Source organism: Occallatibacter sp. (genome assembly GCF_049802275.1).
In the GTDB taxonomy this organism is placed as follows: Bacteria; Acidobacteriota; Terriglobia; order Terriglobales; family Acidobacteriaceae; genus Telmatobacter.
The window spans coordinates 21,330-36,530 of sequence record NZ_JBARMD010000044.1 but is presented as its reverse complement, the minus strand read 5'-3'; the positions used below and the strand labels follow the sequence as shown (position 1 = coordinate 36,530).

Here is a 15,201-nt window from a genome sequence, read left to right as displayed (position 1 = left end):
GCACGGGGGCGGCCTTTGGAGACGTAGACGGCGGCGGGAAGGTTGAGGTCGCGAGCGGCCTGGATGCCGGGGGCGTCGGTGATGTTGGATAGGACGATCGCGATTTCGACATTGGGGAGGCGGCCTTCGCGGATGTTGCGGGCGATGGCGAGGAAGTTGGAGCCGCGGCCGGAGAGGAGGATGCCGATGCGCAGGGGCGGATGAGCGCGTTGCGCGCCTTCATCATGCGGATTGGCCTGTGCGGAGTTCACGGTTCGTCTTGAAATCCGATTCGTTGTGGCTCTGGGGGGCGACCTGCGCTCAGGATGACATTGGCTGGTTGAGGTTAATGCTTTCCCAGGTCTCAGAAGCGAGACCTGGGGCACCCGTGAGCGTGCAGATCGATTCGCAAATGAGATTGATCATGTGTACTGGACGCGGTGGTCGCCTTTGACTACGCGGCCGATTATGTAGAACTTTTCTTCTGCGCGGTCGAGGAGGGTTTTGGCGCGGGTGAATTTGGCTGCGGGAATTACGGCGATGAGCCCGACGCCCATGTTGAAGGTGCGCATCATCTCGTCTTGCGAGACCTGACCGAGATCGCGAAGGTGATCGAAGATGGGCAGCACGGGCCACGAACCGAGTTCGACTTGCGCTGCCAGGCCCTTGGGCAGGATGCGCGGAAGATTCTCAGTAATGCCGCCGCCGGTAATGTGGGCCATTCCGGCGGTCATGTCGGCGGCGACCAGCTTCTGGATGACGTGGAGATAGCTGCGGTGCGTCTTCATGAGCGCGGTGCCGGCCTTCTCTTTGATGGCGGTGACGTACTGGCTGGGCTTGTATTTGGCTACGTCGAACATGAGTTTGCGGGCGAGGGAGTAGCCGTTGGTATGGAGGCCGGTGGAGGGGAATCCGATGAGGACGTCGCCGGCTTTGATGTCAGCGCCGGTGACAAGTTTGTCGCGATCGACGGCACCGACGATGAAGCCGGCGAGGTCGTATTCGCCCTCGGCATAGAAGCCGGGCATCTGGGCGGTTTCGCCACCGATGAGGGCGCAACCGTTGGCTTTGCAAGCCTCGGCAAGGCCAGAGACGACGGTTTCAGTGACCTCGGGGTCGAGTTTGCCGCTGGCGAAGTAGTCGAGGAAGAAAAGGGGGGTGGCGCCCTGGACGGCGATGTCGTTGACGCAGTGGTTTACAAGGTCGCCGCCCACGCTGGAGTGCAGGCCCATTTCGAAGGCGATTTTGAGCTTGGTGCCCACGCCGTCGGCAGAGCTGACAAGGATGGGGCTTTTGAACTTCTGGAGGTCGAGACGGAAGAGAGCACCAAAGCCGCCAATCCCGCCTAAGACATTGCGGTTAAAGGTCTTCTGCGCAAGGTACTTGATGCGGTCCTTGGCGCGATCGCCGCGGGAGATGTCGACCCCGGCGTCGGCATAGGTGATGGGCTTGGTGCTGACGGACTTCGGTTGGTCGGACTTTGATTTGGATTCTTCGGGCACGTTACGGCCTTCTGCGGTTGGAGTTTGGAGCGGCGATGCGGACCGGAAAGGTCGATTCTAGCAGGGTTGACAGCAGGAGACTGTGAAGGGCGAGGTCAAGTTGCTGTTCAAAATGTGGAGAACGGCGCGGGCCTGAAGTGGGATTGGGTTCCGATTTGCGGTGCGACTTCTATACTGAAGCCACGATGAGCACGAGAGCTTCAATCCTTTCCCATGCGCGTTCCCAAGAGTTGCAGCAGCGCGCTGAGCGCTATTTCCCCGGCGGTGTCAATTCGCCGGTACGAGCGTTCCGCGCGGTGGGCGGGGCTCCGCCGTTTGTGGAGCGGGCCGAGGGCGCCTACGTGGTGGACGCAGACGGCAACCGCTATATCGATTACGTAGGCTCGTGGGGACCCATGATCCTGGGGCATGCGTTTCCGCCGGTGGTGGAGGCGATTGAGCGCGCCGCACGGAATTCGGCTAGCTTTGGCGCGTCGACCGCGAGCGAGGCGGATCTGGCGGAGCGGATTGTTGCGTGCTATCCGGCAATCGAGAAGATGCGTTTTGTGAGTTCGGGGACGGAAGCGGCGATGTCGGCGATACGGCTGGCGCGGGCGGCGACGGGACGCAAGATCATTATCAAATTTGAAGGCTGCTATCACGGACATGCGGATGGGCTACTGGTGAAAGCGGGTTCGGGAGTGGCGACATTTGGAATTCCCGGATCGGCGGGGGTGCCGGAGGAAGTTGCGGCGCTGACCCACGCACTGCCCTACAACGATACGGCCGCCGTGGAGTCAGCGTTTGATGCGCATCCCGATGAGATTGCGGCGGTGATTCTGGAGCCGGTGGTGGGGAATGCGGGGTGCATTGCACCGATGCCGGGATACTTGCAGGCGCTACGTGAGCTGACCAGACGCGAAGGTGCGTTGCTGATTGTGGACGAGGTGATGACGGGGTTCCGGGTAGCGCTGGGCGGGGCGTGCGAGTTGTATTCGCTCGATCCGGACCTGGTGACGCTGGGGAAAATTGTGGGTGGCGGATTGCCAGTGGGGGTGTTTGGCGGAAAGCGGAAGTATATGGATATGTTGGCGCCGCTGGGCCCGGTTTATCAGGCTGGAACGCTGAGCGGGAATCCGTTGGCGATGGCGGCGGGGACTGCGACGGTTGGGTATCTGCAGGAGCATAAAACCGAGGTATATGCGCGTCTGGAGTCGACGGCGAGGGCAGTGGTGGAAGGGGTTGCGGCCGAGGCAGCGAAGGCCGGCGTGCCGATGACAATGAATCGCGTTGGAGCGATGTGGACTTGGTTCTTCAACGAAGGGCCGGTGACGAATTACGACGAGGCGGCGAAGTCGGATACGGCGATGTTCGGGAAGTTTCATCGGGCCATGCTGGATCGCGGCGTATGGCTGCCGCCTTCGCAGTTTGAGGCTGTGTTTTTGGGGACTGCGCATGCGGATGCGGAAGTGCGGTCTACGATTGAGGCGGCGAGCGAGGCGTTTTGCGCCTGATTGTTGAGAAGAACAATCGCAGTCGTCCGGGCCTAAAGGCCTGTTGATCTTTGCGCGTTCATTCAGCAACCTGAAGTCTGCTGCTCTCTCCGTTTTGAGGTTCTTGCTTTCCCACCCATGACGCGAAAAAGCCGCGTCATGGATGGGGCACCCCTTGATGTGGTGATTGATGCTTTCGAAAACTGGGAATGGAGTTATTTACTCCATGCATCCAGGGTCACGAAAGAGTGGGTGCGATGGTAGCGCTCAAGAAGCTGTGCGGCGGCGGTGATGGACGGGCCGCGATCGGCGTTCTGGCCACGATGACTGCCGTCGTGGAGGACGATGTTGCCGGCGTAGCCGCTGCTCTGGTTGCTGTCGATTTTCTTGATCAGATTCCGCGCGATCCTGTCGGCGGAGGGTTCCCTCCAATCCGTCGTCATTGCGTTCCACGTGACGGGGACGAGGCCGAGCTGGCGCGCGAGTTTCAGCACGTAGGGGCGTCGTGCTCCAAAGGGTGGACGGAAGTAGCGCACCGGTTTGCCCATGATCTGCGCGAGCAGGTCGTTGGTGCGGGTGAGTTCGTCGAGAACGTTGGCTGACCGGGTGCGGGAAAGATCGGGATGGCTCCAGGTGTGATTGCCGATCAGATGGCCGGCATCGGCGACACGGCGGGCTAGTCCCCTTTCGGACTTCGCGAACTTGCCGACCATGAAGAATGTGGCGTGAACGTTGTGTTCGGCGAGAATGTCGAGAAGACGCGGCGTCCATGCCGGATTGGGGCCGTCGTCAAAGGTAAGAGCGAGCTGGCCGGGATTGCGTGGGGCGATGAGGGTGCGGCCGAAGATCTGCGACGTGGGCCAGCGGGAGGCGTAGGCGAAACCTCCGATGCCAAGCCCGGTTGTACCGGCAAGACCGATAACTCCGTAAATACTCGCAGCTAAAGGAGAAAGCATTGCTGCACATAGTGTGGGGCGAAGGGAGGCTCGACGGCAAGCAAAGTGTGACGATTAGTAACAGATGACGCTAATCCGTGCCTGAAGGCCCTCTTTTAAAAGATCACCTGGATTCGTGGGACAAAAGCCCCACGCTCCCTCCGAGCGTATACTTGTGGTGTTCGGGTCGCATCCTGCGTGTACGGAGCGGCACTGGAGAATACATGAGCATTACAAACTTCCCCGGAAGCGCGAATTCTTCGCCGCTTGATTCCTCCATCACAAAAGTGACTATTCCTGCACTGGCCGAGATGAAACGCCAGGGCAAGCCCATCTCTGCGTTGACTGCGTATGACTACGCGACTTCGCGGCTGGTGGATGAGGCAGGCATCGACCTGGTGCTGGTGGGCGATTCGCTGGCGATGGTCGTGATGGGCCACGACAATACTCTGGCAGTGACCGTCGACGAGATGTTGCACCACACTCGTGCTGTGCGGCGAGCTGTGCGAAGGGCGCTGGTGGTGGCGGATATGCCGTTCGGCAGCTATCACGGAACTGTGGCCGAAGGCGTGGCGAACGCAGTGCGGTTCATCAAAGAGGCGGGCGCGGAAGCCGTGAAGATTGAGGGGCCGCGCGTGGCGCTGGTGCGGGCGCTGACGGATGCGGAGATTCCGGTGATTGGTCATCTTGGGTTGACTCCGCAAAGCGTGCATCGGATGGGCGGGTATCGGGTGCAGGCAAAGACGACGGACTCGATCCAGCAGATCAAAGCGGATGCAAAGGCGTTGGAAGAGGCTGGCGTGGGCGTGCTGGTGCTGGAAGGAGTTCCGCGCGAGGTGGCGGCGGAGATTACGGCAGCGCTGACGATTCCGATGATCGGGATTGGAGCGGGGCCGGATTGCGATGGGCAGATTCTCGTCTTCCACGACATGGTGAACCTGAGCTTCGCGCCCAAGGCAAAGTTTGCGCGACGTTATGCGGATGCGGCGGGGTTGTTCCGCGCAGCGATCGAACACTATCGTGAGGACGTGGAGCATCGCGCATTCCCATCGGACGAGGAGAGCTATCACCTGTCTTCGGCGGTACGCAAGGAACTGGAAGCAGAGCGCGGGGAGACCGAGCCGGTGAAGCGACTGCGCAAGGCGTAATGCAAATTCTCAGGACAGTGGAAGAATTGCGGGCATGGAGTCGCGCGCGGCGCTGCGATGGCGGCCAAGGAATCGCGTTGGTGCCGACGATGGGCGCGCTGCACGAGGGGCATGCGTCATTGATTCGTGCGGCGGTAGAAGCGCGGCCGGGCCGCGTGGCTGTGAGCATCTTCGTGAACCCGACACAATTTGGACCGAATGAAGATTTTGCGAAGTATCCGCGGACATTCAAAGCAGACTGTGAGTTGGCAGAGCGGGAAGGTGCGACGGTGATCTTCGCGCCAAGCGTGGAGGAGATGTATCCGGCGGGTGCTGCTACGTTCATCGAGGTGGAAGGACTGAGCGATCGGCTGGATGGCAAGTCACGGCCGGGACATTTTCGTGGCGTGGCAACGGTGGTGGCGAAGCTGCTGAATGCTGCAGAGGCGGATCTCGCTTTCTTCGGGCAAAAGGATGCAGCGCAGGTGGCAGTCCTGCGGCGAATGGTTGCCGATCTGCGCCTGGGTACGAAAACTGTGGTTTGTCCGATTGTGCGCGAGGTGGATGGGCTGGCGCTCAGTTCGCGCAATGTGTATCTGAGTGCCGAGGAACGGAAGCAGGCACTGGCGTTGAGCCGTGCGATTCGACGGGTTGAAAGCCTTGTGGCTGGCGGCGAGCGGCTGAGTATCAGATTGATGGAGGCGGCGCGCGATGTACTTGCTGAAGAACCCGCCCTCCGCATGGATTACATCGAGCTGGTGGACTGGGAAACGCTGTGGCCTGTGCTTATTGCTGCGCCCGGCTCGCTGTTTGCAGTTGCTGCATGGGTGGGGAACACGCGGTTGATTGATAACACGATCCTGCAGTGAGTGGGTTCCAGGGGACACCAAAACAGATGTTGCGTCAACCCTGCGGCAGCACGCAATCTTGTACACATGCCGGAACTGCCTGACATCTCTGCGTACATCACTGCACTCGAGGAGCGCATCGTGGGGCAGACGCTCGAGCATGTGCGGCTTGGCTCAGTGTTTTTGCTGCGCAGTGTTGATCCGCCACTCAGCGCAGCAGAGGGCAAAACTGTTCGCGAGTTGCGTCGGATTGGAAAGCGAATCGCGATTGGATTAGATGATGAAATCTGGCTGGTATTGCACCTGATGATTGCGGGACGGCTGCACTGGAAAGCTGCAGGAGCCAAGTTGGCCGGACGAAATGCACTGGCGGCGTTTGATTTTCCGAACGGGTCTCTTGTGCTGACCGAAGCAGGCTCGAAGCGGCGCGCATCCTTATATGTGGTTCGCGGCGAGGAGGCGCTGCGATCGATGGATCCGGGCGGAGTGGAGGTATTTGAGACGGACCTGGATGGATTTCGTGCGGCACTGACTGCGGAGAATCGCACCCTGAAGCGCGCGCTGACCGATCCGCGGCTGATCAGCGGGGTAGGGAATGCGTATTCCGACGAGATTCTGCATGCGGCGCGGCTTTCGCCAATTGCGCAGACGCACAAGCTGAAACCGGAAGAGTGGGAACGGCTGTTTGCGGCGGCACGCTCGACGATGACGACATGGATGGATCGACTTGGAGCCGAGGCGCGAAAGAGCTTTCCTGAGAAGGTGACGGCCTTCCGCCCGGAGATGGCGGTGCATGGGAGGTTCGGTTTGCCGTGTCCGCGATGCGGTGATAAGGTGCAGCGGATTCGCTACGCCGACAACGAGACCAACTACTGTGCGAAGTGTCAGACGGGCGGGAAGGTGCTGGCCGACCGAAGCTTGTCGCGGCTGCTGGGTGCAGACTGGCCGCGAACTCTGGATGAGTTGGAGGCCTTGAAGAAGAAGTGATTTGCTGACCTGGAAGTTGCGCTGGATTTGACACAAAAGGCTGGTTTTGCGAGACTCAAAGATGCTGCCGATCCGGCGGAAATCGCTGGATTTGTGTCTCGTGCCGAAGTGGCGGAATTGGCAGACGCGCGTGGTTCAGGTCCACGTACTCGCAAGGGTGTGGGGGTTCGAGTCCCTTCTTCGGCACCAACATTTCCGGGAATCAGTCTCATTTGCAGGTTACAGCCTTTCGCCCAGCGACGGATTGGGACTGTCTTATTTGCCCAGATTTGATTGATCCCAGCGTTGTTCTTCGATACTCATCCTTCCAAAACTAGTGGAGCGCCCAGCCGACTCTCTGCATTCCGCTCAAGTCGTGTTTCTGCAGGAAGAGACTCTCGAAGGCGGCATCGTGACTGCTTGCGAATAGGCGTGCACAGTTTTACGACGAGTTCTGGCTCCAGTTACACTTGCTCGTTCAGCCGAATACCAGATCATCTGCGCCGGAAACTGGCAGCCGTGCGCGAAGGTATCGATCGCGTCTGCGGAGTGTAAATCATGAAACAACTCGCCCTTATCGTTTTTTTCGCCGTTTTGACGGTGCACGCCCAGAACTATACGCGCGGAATCGGTGTATATCCGGGAGACCCAAGGGAATACACCGGGCCGGCTCTTGTTGCGGACGCAAGTACATATCGCAACCTGGCGCTCCACCGGCCCGCGTATCAGTCGAGCGCCTATGACTACAACCTGACAGCGCAATTGATCACGGACGGCATCAAGGAATCTTCGCTGCCTCAGTGGATCGAAACTTCGACCGGCGATGCCGGTACTTTGCCGAAGATCGACCGTGAACTCTTTCTGGACGGCAATGTCACATCTTCAGTGAATGTGTCGGGCGAATCGCCATGGGTCGAATTCGACTTGAAGGGCGGAGGTGAGGCGCCAGAGATCGACCGTATTGATCTCTATCTGCGAAAGATCTATGGCAGATCGTTATCGGGGATCTGGACCTACACTGTTTCCGGCTCGGACGATCGCGTGACGTGGAAGGAAGTGGGACGCGCTTCAGGCTCTGAATGGCCGGACATGCGTGCGCTCGGCCCGAGTTTCCTGGAGACGATTGCCTTTACCGCGCCGGCGCAATTTCGTTCGTATCGCGTGCAACTCGGGGCGCCGAATGTGCGCGCCTGGGGAGTGGCGGAGCTTGCCCTATTTGACAAGGGGCAGCCGGTTCGCGTGGCGGGTCCGGATATATTCTCGAGTGCCTGGATGAGCGCGGGGAGCGCAGAAGAATGGGTTTACGTTGACCTGGGCGCAGTTTGCACCTTCGATCGCATTGGGCTTGCCTGGATTCAACGCGCATCAGAAGGCTCCATCCAGACGTCGGATGATGCAAGCCAGTGGAAATCATTGCAGGCACTGCCTTCAGGCGGCGGTTCAACCGATGACATTCACCTCGCGCAACCGGTTCGCGGCCGCTACGTGCGCGTGCTGATGACGAAGCCGGTTAATGCGGGAGATCGTTACATCCTCAGCGAGCTTGAGGTCTACGGGCGCGGCGGACTCGTTGCGGCTCCGCACGCTGCCGCCCCAGCCCTGACTGATGGAACACTGCCGCTTGCAGGCGGAAACTGGCGCGTGCAGCGCGCATCGCTCGTGCCGGTTGGAGGAGAGGAACTTTCGACAGCGGGTTTTGCCGGCAAGGATTGGATGGTTGCGACGGTTCCGGGGACGGTGCTGACCAGTTACCTGAATGACGGTGCAATTCCTGACCCTGATTTTGGCGACAACCAATATGCGATCTCCGACTCGTTCTTTTGCGCGGACTTCTGGTATCGCGACGAGTTTGATCTGGCCGCCGAGCGGCATCCGGGTGAACACACGTGGCTGAATTTCGATGGGATCAACTGGAAGGCCGAGGTCTTTTTGAACGGCCATCGAGTGGGACGCCTCGACGGAGGATTCATGCGTGGCCGCTTTGACGTAACAGCCCTTGTGCATCACGGCGGCGTGAATGCCATGGCCGTGCACATTATCCGCGTGGCAAATCCCGGAAGCACGAAGGACAAGGCTGGACCGACGGTGAACGGCGGCGCGCTGGGTCGCGATAATCCGACGTACCATGCATCGGCGGGATGGGACTGGATTTCGACGATTCGCGGACGGGACACGGGAATCTGGAGCAATGTCTTCCTATCTACCAGCGGCCCGGTGAAGATTGAAGACCCACTGGTGACGACCGCACTGCCGCTGCCGGATACAACGCATGCGGATGTGACGATTCAGGCGACGTTACGAAACATGGATACGAAGCCGATCTCCGGCACGTTGCGCGCGAGCTTTGGCGATGTCTCGGTCGAAATGCCGGTGACTGTCGATGCGGCTTCGACAAAGAAGATTGCGCTTTCCCCGGCAACGCAGTCGGTGCTGCACCTCGTGAATCCGAAGCTGTGGTGGCCGGTGGGTTATGGCGAACCGAATCTCTATCCGGTTTCGATCAGTTTCGTTGTCGACGGTGTGGAGTCAGACAAGACTTCATTCCAGTCCGGAGTGCGGCAGTTTACCTACTCGGAAGACGGTGGCGTGCTGAAGATCTGGATCAACGGGCGGCGGTTCATCGCGCGCGGGGGAAACTGGGGGTTTCCCGAGTCAATGCTGCGGTATCGTGCGCGGGAATACAACACGGCTCTGCGCTACCATCGCGACGAACACTTCAACATGATTCGGAACTGGGTGGGACAGACTGGCGATGAGGCGTTCTACGAAGCAGCCGATCGCAATGGCGTGGTGGTATGGCAGGATTTCTGGCTGGCGAACCCTTGGGACGGACCCGATCCGGATGACAACGATCTGTTTCTCGCGAATGCACGCGACTACCTGCTGCGTATTCGCAATCATGCGTCGCTGGGAATCTTCTGCGGCCGCAATGAGGGCTTACCGCCGCAGCCGATCGATGACGGACTACGCAACATGGTGGCAACGCTGGAGCCGGGATCGCATTACATTTCCAGTTCGGCTGATGGGCCGGTGAGTGGGCACGGGCCGTATCGCGTGGAGCCGCTGCGCTACTACTTCGAACATGCCCCGACAAAGCTGCACAGCGAAATGGGTTCGCCCAATGTTGTGGAGATGGATGATCTGCGACGGACAATGCCGGAGTCTGCGATGTGGCCACAGGGATATCAGTGGCCGCTGCATGACTATCACGAGCACAATCCGTTTACGACGGCGGTAGAGAAACAGTATGGTGGCGCGAACAATGTGGCTGACTGGGTGGGCTTCGCGCAGTTCGTGGATTACGACGCATATCGTGGAATGTTCGAAGGGCAAAGCAAGAATCGGCTGGGGCTGCTGATCTGGATGAGTCATCCGGCATGGCCGTCTCTGCTGTGGCAGACCTACGACTACTTCTTCGACACCGATGCGGGCTACTACGGTGCGAAGAAGGCCGCCGAGCCGCTGCATATTCAGTGGAACGCTGCGACGGATGCTGTTGAAGTGGTGAACTACAGCGCCGGCGAGCAGATGGGGCTTACGGCTCGCGCGCAGGTCATCAACATCGACGGGACGGTGAAGTGGGAAAAGAGCGCGATGCTCGATAGCCATGAAGACAGCACGCAATCTCCGATGCAACTGGAGTTTCCTGCGGGTCTAGCGCGCACACATTTCATCCGCTTGACGCTGACACGAGGCAAAGATGTTGTCTCGCAAAACTTCTACCTGCACGGGCTTGCGGAGGGAGATTACCAGGGTATTCGGGACCTGTCCGTTGCCCAGGTGACGGCGAAAACGCATATTCACCGAGACGGCGCAAACTGGCGGATCAAGACAGAGCTGCACAACGGCTCGAAGACACCGGCTTTGATGGTGCGCGTAAAGGCAGTGCGCAGCAGGAGCGGTGATCTGATTGTGCCTGCGCTGTATGACGATAACTACGTCGCTCTGATGCCGGGCGAGAAGCGGACGATTTCCATTTCGCTTGAGGATGCGGATACGCAAGGAGAGAAGCCGAGCGTGCGCGTGAGCGGCTACAACTTCGCAAAGGCCAGGTAGCTTTTCACCTTTCGCGCGAGTCAAGCCGCATCGCTGCTTACGGGATGCTCCGTTCGAGGCTGTCGCGGTCCCACTTTGCAGCCCGTGCTCCGGCCGCATAGGTGGTCTCACAGAAGGCAAGTAGCGCTTCGCTCGGGGATGAGGCTGCGCGGATGTCGTCGTACATGACGATGAATTCGCCGAGGGCTGGATCGTAGTGAGCGCCCGCAGGCTGGACCTGCGCTTCGCGAAATCCCTGGGGCTCGGGCGCCATGTATGAGTAAAATGCCGGGCCCGCAAAGCCGGCGCCGGGCCAGAAGCCGACGCTGCTCACTTCGTGGGAATAGGCCTCACGCGTTATGGAGTCGGCGCCGTCGCGCGGCGGTGCCTTGCGGCCTGAGAATCGTGTGACGGCGAGATCGAAGCTTCCCCAGAAGAAATGCACCGGACTGCTCTTGCCAATGAATCGCGAGCGGAATTGCTGGAAGACTGTATTTGCGGATAGCAGGATGCGCCAGAATTTCGCGACGGATTCGGGATCGTAGGAGTTATGTTGCTGGTCCTGATCAAACCGAATGGGATTTGGAATCTCAACCGGCATCGGCCAGATCTTGACGTCGATGCCAGCCGACCGGAGCATGGCGAAGAACTCCTGGTAGAACTCAGCCACAGAGCGGGGCTGAAGCGGAAGTTTCTTCACAATGGCATCGCTGGTTTCAAGCACAAGCTGGTGGCGGATGAAATCGAAGTAGAGTTCGAATGACCGGTCTTCATAAGGAATGCAGGAGGCGGTCAGTCCTCGGGCTGTCACATAGAAGGGAACGTTCCACCAGTGATTGATCAGCGGGGTGAGATGAAGACGAACCTTGCCAACAATCTGTGTCCACATATGCAGAGTGGCGTACGTCTCCTGCCATGAATCCAGCGGGAGGGATGGCCAGCATTCCGGGCGATCTGTGGTGTTATTCACTGTATGAACCTCGCAAGCTTTGGTGTGTGCGAGAAGCAGATGCCTCTGAGACAGATTATGCCTCTTTCGTGCCCGTAGCAGCGAATTCTTAAATGTGGAAGGTGCCGAGCGGCTGCCGCTCAAAGACCGTTCTTCATACGAAATTCTCGAACGACCTCAGCAGGGTCGCGATGCTGGCCGTCAACTGCCTCGTTCATTGAGCGCATGTCGTCTGCCGTGATTTTTCCGGCCAGAGCGTGGAGGGCAACAGAGATTTGCGGCCAGCGGCGGAACGCGTCATCGCGAACGAGCGGGACCGCGTCGTAGGGCGGGAAGTAGTGACGGTCATCCTGCAACGCAACAAGGCCGAACGCCTGGATTGGGCCGTCAGTTGAGTTGCCCGCAATCATGTCGACCTGATGTGCATTGAGTGCGCGATAGAGCAGGCCAAGGTCCATGCTTCGTGGCTCGCCTTTGAAATGCAGATTGTACGTAGAGCTAAGACCGGGGAGGCCGTCGGGGCGCTGCTCGAATTCATATCCCACGCCGAGGCGCCACTGTGGCGTGTAGGGCGCTGCCTGACTGAGGGTTGAGAGATGGAGGCGCCGTGCATCGTCGCCGCGAATCACCATGGCGAAAGTGTTTTCGAATCCGAGAGGGTCACTGACGGTAATGCGGTAGCGCGATGCATAAATGCGGCGTACGGTATCAAGAACAGCTTTCGGATTGCGATCGACTGGCTGCTTGAGAATTGCCGTTAGCGCGGTGCCGGTGTACTCGACATAGGCGTCGATGCGACCGGCGACGAGAGCCTGGTTGCAGATGTAGCTGCCGGCGAGATAGAAGCGGCGCTCGACTTTCAGATTGGATCTGGCCTCGATCTCCTGCGCGAGCAACTCACCGAGGATGACCTGTTCAGTGAAATTCTTTGCGCCGATGACCGGGTGGTTCGGACGGGGCGGCGAGCAACTCAAGAGTGTGAGCAGGGACAGAAGAGTACACGCGAGAAGGGCCCTTCGGATCATTGGCCGGTTCCCTCGGCATTCGAGACTTTGAACCGGCGCTCCAGGAGTCCCAACGCGGCGTCGGCAGCCAGCGCAAGCAGTGCTGCGGGGACGGCTCCGGCCAGAACGAGGCGATTATCCACCGAGGCGACGCCACGGAAGATCAGTTCGCCAAGGCCGCCTGCTCCCACCGCAGCTGCGATGGCTGCGATGCCGATACACGTCACGGTAGCTGTGCGAAGCCCCGCGAAAATGAACGATGCGGCGAGGGGCAGCTCAATCTTGAACAGTCGTTGCGCATCGGTGAGGCCAATGGCCCGGGCCACTTCAATCAGGGTGGGATCGATGCTGCGAATTCCCGCGTAGGTGTTGCGCAAAATGGGAAGGAGGGCATAGGCGGTGAGCGCGACGATGGCGATGCGCGCGGCTCGCTCGCCAAACCACGGCAACGGTAGCAGGAATCCAAACATCGCGAGCGACGGAATGGTCTGAAGCACATTGGCGACGCCGATTACCGGCTTGGCCCATCGCTGCGAGCGCGTGAGCCAGATGCCGGCGGGAACGGCAATGGCGGTCGCGAACAGCATGGCGGCACCGGTGAGCCAGAGGTGCTCCAGCGTGAGCGTCGAGATCTCGCCGCCATACTGCGACAGGAACGAGGTGGTCATGCGGTCCCCTCCTTTGCAGTCGGATGAGGCGACGTGCTGGATTGGCCGCGGCGGAATGCACGCGCATAGGCGATGATCTCCGGCTGTTGCGAGTGGAGGAACTGATCGCGAGTGAGATTTGCGAGGACCTTGCCCTCGCCGAGCAGGACGATGTGGTGAGCAAGATAGAGCGCTTCATCCAGATCGTGGGTCACGAGCAGCACGGTGGTACCCATTCGCTGCAGAAGGCCGCGAAGCATGTCCTGCATCTCTGCGCGGGTGAGAGGATCGAGCGCGCCAAAGGGCTCGTCCATGAGCAGAATTTTTGGCTCTGCAGCCAACGCGCGAGCCAGACCAACGCGCTGGCGCTGCCCGCCGGAGAGCTGATGCGGAAAGCGATGCGAGAACGCTGCGGGACCGAGGCTGACCAGTTGCAGGAGTTCGTTGCTACGCGCGACACGCTTTTCGCGCGACTGTCCTTCAGCTTCAAGAACAATGCCGACATTGCGCTCAACATTGAAATGTGGAAAGAGGCCGGTTTCCTGAATGACGTAGCCCATTTTTCTGCGCAGTTGAATGATGCTGACTTCGTTGACATTCGTGCCGGCGACCATGACGTGGCCGCGACTGAGCTCAATCATCCGATTCGCGGTTCGAAGCAGCGTGGTTTTTCCCGAGCCGCTGCGGCCGAGAATTGCGGTGACAGTGCCTTCTTCGAGCGCGAGTGAAACATCATCGAGTAGCACCCGGCCGTTTGGTATCGACACGGAAATGTTTTGGAATTCCAGTGCTGCGCTCATTGCGTGGACATCCATTCCCGGGTTCCGCGAAACTTGCACGACGCCGCAGCGATGCCGACCGCTGCGCGCAGCGCTTCAACGAAGCTGGAACCACTAGCAGTGTGGAAGCAGAAAGCGCCATGGAAGATGTCTCCGGCTCCGGTGGTATCCACCGCGTCAACCTGAGGGACATCGATGAAGCCCGAATGTGTGTCGGCAGTGAATCGCACGGGATTTCCGCCGTGGGTAATCGCGATCTGGCGTACGCCTTCCGCTCGCAGATACTGAAGGACGGCGTCTTCGTCGGTGCAGTCGGGAGGCAGGAAGTCGGCGGAACAGATTGCGGTATCTACGAACTGCAAGAGCTGGTCGGTTCCGGGTTTCCAGCTTCCTCCATCGAAGACCACCGGAATCCCGTGGGAGCGCGCTGCCGCTGCCCAGCCCTGACACGCTTCCATGGAGTGTCCGTCAACCAGCAATATGCGCGCCTCTGCCAACACCGATCGATCGACTTGCGGCGCTGCGATCTCAAGACGGGTTGTATTCACTGAGACAACACTGCGCTGGCCGTTCCGATTTACCCACACGGAAGAGATCGGCGGTGTCGCCTCAGATTCCGGAATGAGATCGATGAGAGTAACCGCACGGCGCTGAAGTTCTTCCTTCACCAGAACGGCAAGCGTATGACGGCCGACTGAAGAGACAAGAGTGGCGTTCCCACCGAGATGGCTGAAGGTAATGGCGGCATTGGCAGCGGGTCCTCCGACGACAACCTCCTGGCTGCGTGCAACGGCTTTGTGATTCGCCGGCGGAAACTCATCGACAGCGTGAATGAGATCGATTGTCGACAGCCCTACAAAGATGCCGCTCGTCATGATTGAGCCCCGCCAGATCTCCGCTCGCTCACATTGTATGCGGCGAGCCGGGAACAGTACCGGCTATGTTGCCTGCAATGCGA

Annotated in this window: 12 protein-coding genes, 1 tRNA gene and 1 pseudogene; 6 read left to right on the top strand and 8 right to left on the bottom strand. The window is 59.6% G+C overall.

Annotated elements, in window-relative coordinates:
• Together WA354_RS01445 and purM are read right to left on the bottom strand one after the other, a co-directional pair.
• A pseudogene (locus tag WA354_RS01445) lies at nt 1-251 on the bottom strand (hypothetical protein); the annotation flags it as partial.
• Nucleotides 252-401: 150 nt separating this feature from the next.
• A complete protein-coding gene (gene purM / locus WA354_RS01440; protein WP_472811229.1) occupies nt 402-1,481 on the bottom strand; it encodes a phosphoribosylformylglycinamidine cyclo-ligase in 1,080 nt (359 codons plus the stop codon).
• 185 nt (nt 1,482-1,666) lie between these two features.
• On the opposite strand from purM, the gene hemL reads away from it, so the two are divergent.
• On the top strand, nt 1,667-2,974 hold the full coding sequence (hemL, locus tag WA354_RS01435) for a glutamate-1-semialdehyde 2,1-aminomutase (protein WP_472811228.1): 1,308 nt from the start codon (nt 1,667-1,669) through the stop codon (nt 2,972-2,974).
• 194 nt (nt 2,975-3,168) lie between these two features.
• On the opposite strand, the gene WA354_RS01430 is transcribed toward hemL, so the two are convergent.
• Nucleotides 3,169-3,909: a polysaccharide deacetylase family protein gene (locus WA354_RS01430; RefSeq protein ID WP_472811227.1), complete on the bottom strand. Its 741-nt coding sequence runs from the start codon at nt 3,907-3,909 to the stop codon at nt 3,169-3,171.
• Nucleotides 3,910-4,112: 203 nt separating this feature from the next.
• On the opposite strand from WA354_RS01430, the gene panB reads away from it, so the two are divergent.
• From panB to WA354_RS01405, 5 genes are all read left to right on the top strand, one after another.
• On the top strand, nt 4,113-5,036 hold the full coding sequence (panB, locus tag WA354_RS01425) for a 3-methyl-2-oxobutanoate hydroxymethyltransferase (RefSeq protein ID WP_472811226.1): 924 nt from the start codon (nt 4,113-4,115) through the stop codon (nt 5,034-5,036).
• Nucleotides 5,036-5,884: a pantoate--beta-alanine ligase gene (panC, locus tag WA354_RS01420; RefSeq protein ID WP_472811225.1), complete on the top strand. Its 849-nt coding sequence runs from the start codon at nt 5,036-5,038 to the stop codon at nt 5,882-5,884. The genes panB and panC overlap by 1 nt, the downstream gene beginning before the upstream one ends.
• A 66-nt stretch (nt 5,885-5,950) precedes the next feature.
• Nucleotides 5,951-6,850: an Fpg/Nei family DNA glycosylase gene (locus WA354_RS01415; protein WP_472811224.1), complete on the top strand. Its 900-nt coding sequence runs from the start codon at nt 5,951-5,953 to the stop codon at nt 6,848-6,850.
• 102 nt (nt 6,851-6,952) lie between these two features.
• A tRNA-Leu gene (locus tag WA354_RS01410) sits at nt 6,953-7,039 on the top strand.
• Nucleotides 7,040-7,387: 348 nt separating this feature from the next.
• Nucleotides 7,388-10,885 (top strand): glycosyl hydrolase 2 galactose-binding domain-containing protein, encoded by a 3,498-nt coding sequence (locus WA354_RS01405; protein ID WP_472811223.1) that lies wholly within the window; start codon nt 7,388-7,390, stop codon nt 10,883-10,885.
• A 37-nt stretch (nt 10,886-10,922) separates the two neighbouring features.
• Here WA354_RS01405 and WA354_RS01400 read toward each other — a convergent pair whose 3' ends face one another.
• The 5 genes from WA354_RS01400 to WA354_RS01380 all read right to left on the bottom strand — a co-directional run bounded on the left by WA354_RS01400 (nt 10,923) and on the right by WA354_RS01380 (nt 15,118).
• Nucleotides 10,923-11,834 carry a DUF5996 family protein gene (locus tag WA354_RS01400; protein ID WP_472811222.1) on the bottom strand — a complete coding sequence of 304 codons (912 nt, stop codon included), beginning with the start codon at nt 11,832-11,834 and terminating at the stop codon, nt 10,923-10,925.
• A gap of 119 nt (nt 11,835-11,953) precedes the next feature.
• On the bottom strand, nt 11,954-12,838 hold the full coding sequence (locus tag WA354_RS01395) for a glycine betaine ABC transporter substrate-binding protein (RefSeq protein WP_472811221.1): 885 nt from the start codon (nt 12,836-12,838) through the stop codon (nt 11,954-11,956).
• A complete protein-coding gene (locus WA354_RS01390) occupies nt 12,835-13,485 on the bottom strand; it encodes an ABC transporter permease (RefSeq protein WP_472811220.1) in 651 nt (216 codons plus the stop codon). Before WA354_RS01390 ends, WA354_RS01395 begins: the two co-directional genes overlap by 4 nt.
• Nucleotides 13,482-14,264: an ATP-binding cassette domain-containing protein gene (locus WA354_RS01385; protein WP_472811219.1), complete on the bottom strand. Its 783-nt coding sequence runs from the start codon at nt 14,262-14,264 to the stop codon at nt 13,482-13,484. The genes WA354_RS01390 and WA354_RS01385 overlap by 4 nt, the downstream gene beginning before the upstream one ends.
• Nucleotides 14,261-15,118 (bottom strand): PfkB family carbohydrate kinase, encoded by an 858-nt coding sequence (locus tag WA354_RS01380; protein WP_472811218.1) that lies wholly within the window; start codon nt 15,116-15,118, stop codon nt 14,261-14,263. The genes WA354_RS01385 and WA354_RS01380 overlap by 4 nt, the downstream gene beginning before the upstream one ends.
• Nucleotides 15,119-15,201 lie beyond the last annotated feature (83 nt).

Bases quoted from the DNA above. Each gene is read 5' to 3' on its own strand.
- hemL (WP_472811228.1), top strand. From the start codon at position 1,667: ATGAGCACGAGAGCTTCAATCCTTTCCCATGCGCGTTCCCAAGAGTTG.
- WA354_RS01430 (WP_472811227.1), bottom strand. From the start codon at position 3,909: ATGCTTTCTCCTTTAGCTGCGAGTATTTACGGAGTTATCGGTCTTGCC.
- panB (WP_472811226.1), top strand. From the start codon at position 4,113: ATGAGCATTACAAACTTCCCCGGAAGCGCGAATTCTTCGCCGCTTGAT.
- panC (WP_472811225.1), top strand. From the start codon at position 5,036: ATGCAAATTCTCAGGACAGTGGAAGAATTGCGGGCATGGAGTCGCGCG.
- WA354_RS01415 (WP_472811224.1), top strand. From the start codon at position 5,951: ATGCCGGAACTGCCTGACATCTCTGCGTACATCACTGCACTCGAGGAG.
- WA354_RS01405 (WP_472811223.1), top strand. From the start codon at position 7,388: ATGAAACAACTCGCCCTTATCGTTTTTTTCGCCGTTTTGACGGTGCAC.
- WA354_RS01395 (WP_472811221.1), bottom strand. From the start codon at position 12,838: ATGATCCGAAGGGCCCTTCTCGCGTGTACTCTTCTGTCCCTGCTCACA.
- WA354_RS01390 (WP_472811220.1), bottom strand. From the start codon at position 13,485: ATGACCACCTCGTTCCTGTCGCAGTATGGCGGCGAGATCTCGACGCTC.
- WA354_RS01385 (WP_472811219.1), bottom strand. From the start codon at position 14,264: ATGAGCGCAGCACTGGAATTCCAAAACATTTCCGTGTCGATACCAAAC.
- WA354_RS01380 (WP_472811218.1), bottom strand. From the start codon at position 15,118: ATGACGAGCGGCATCTTTGTAGGGCTGTCGACAATCGATCTCATTCAC.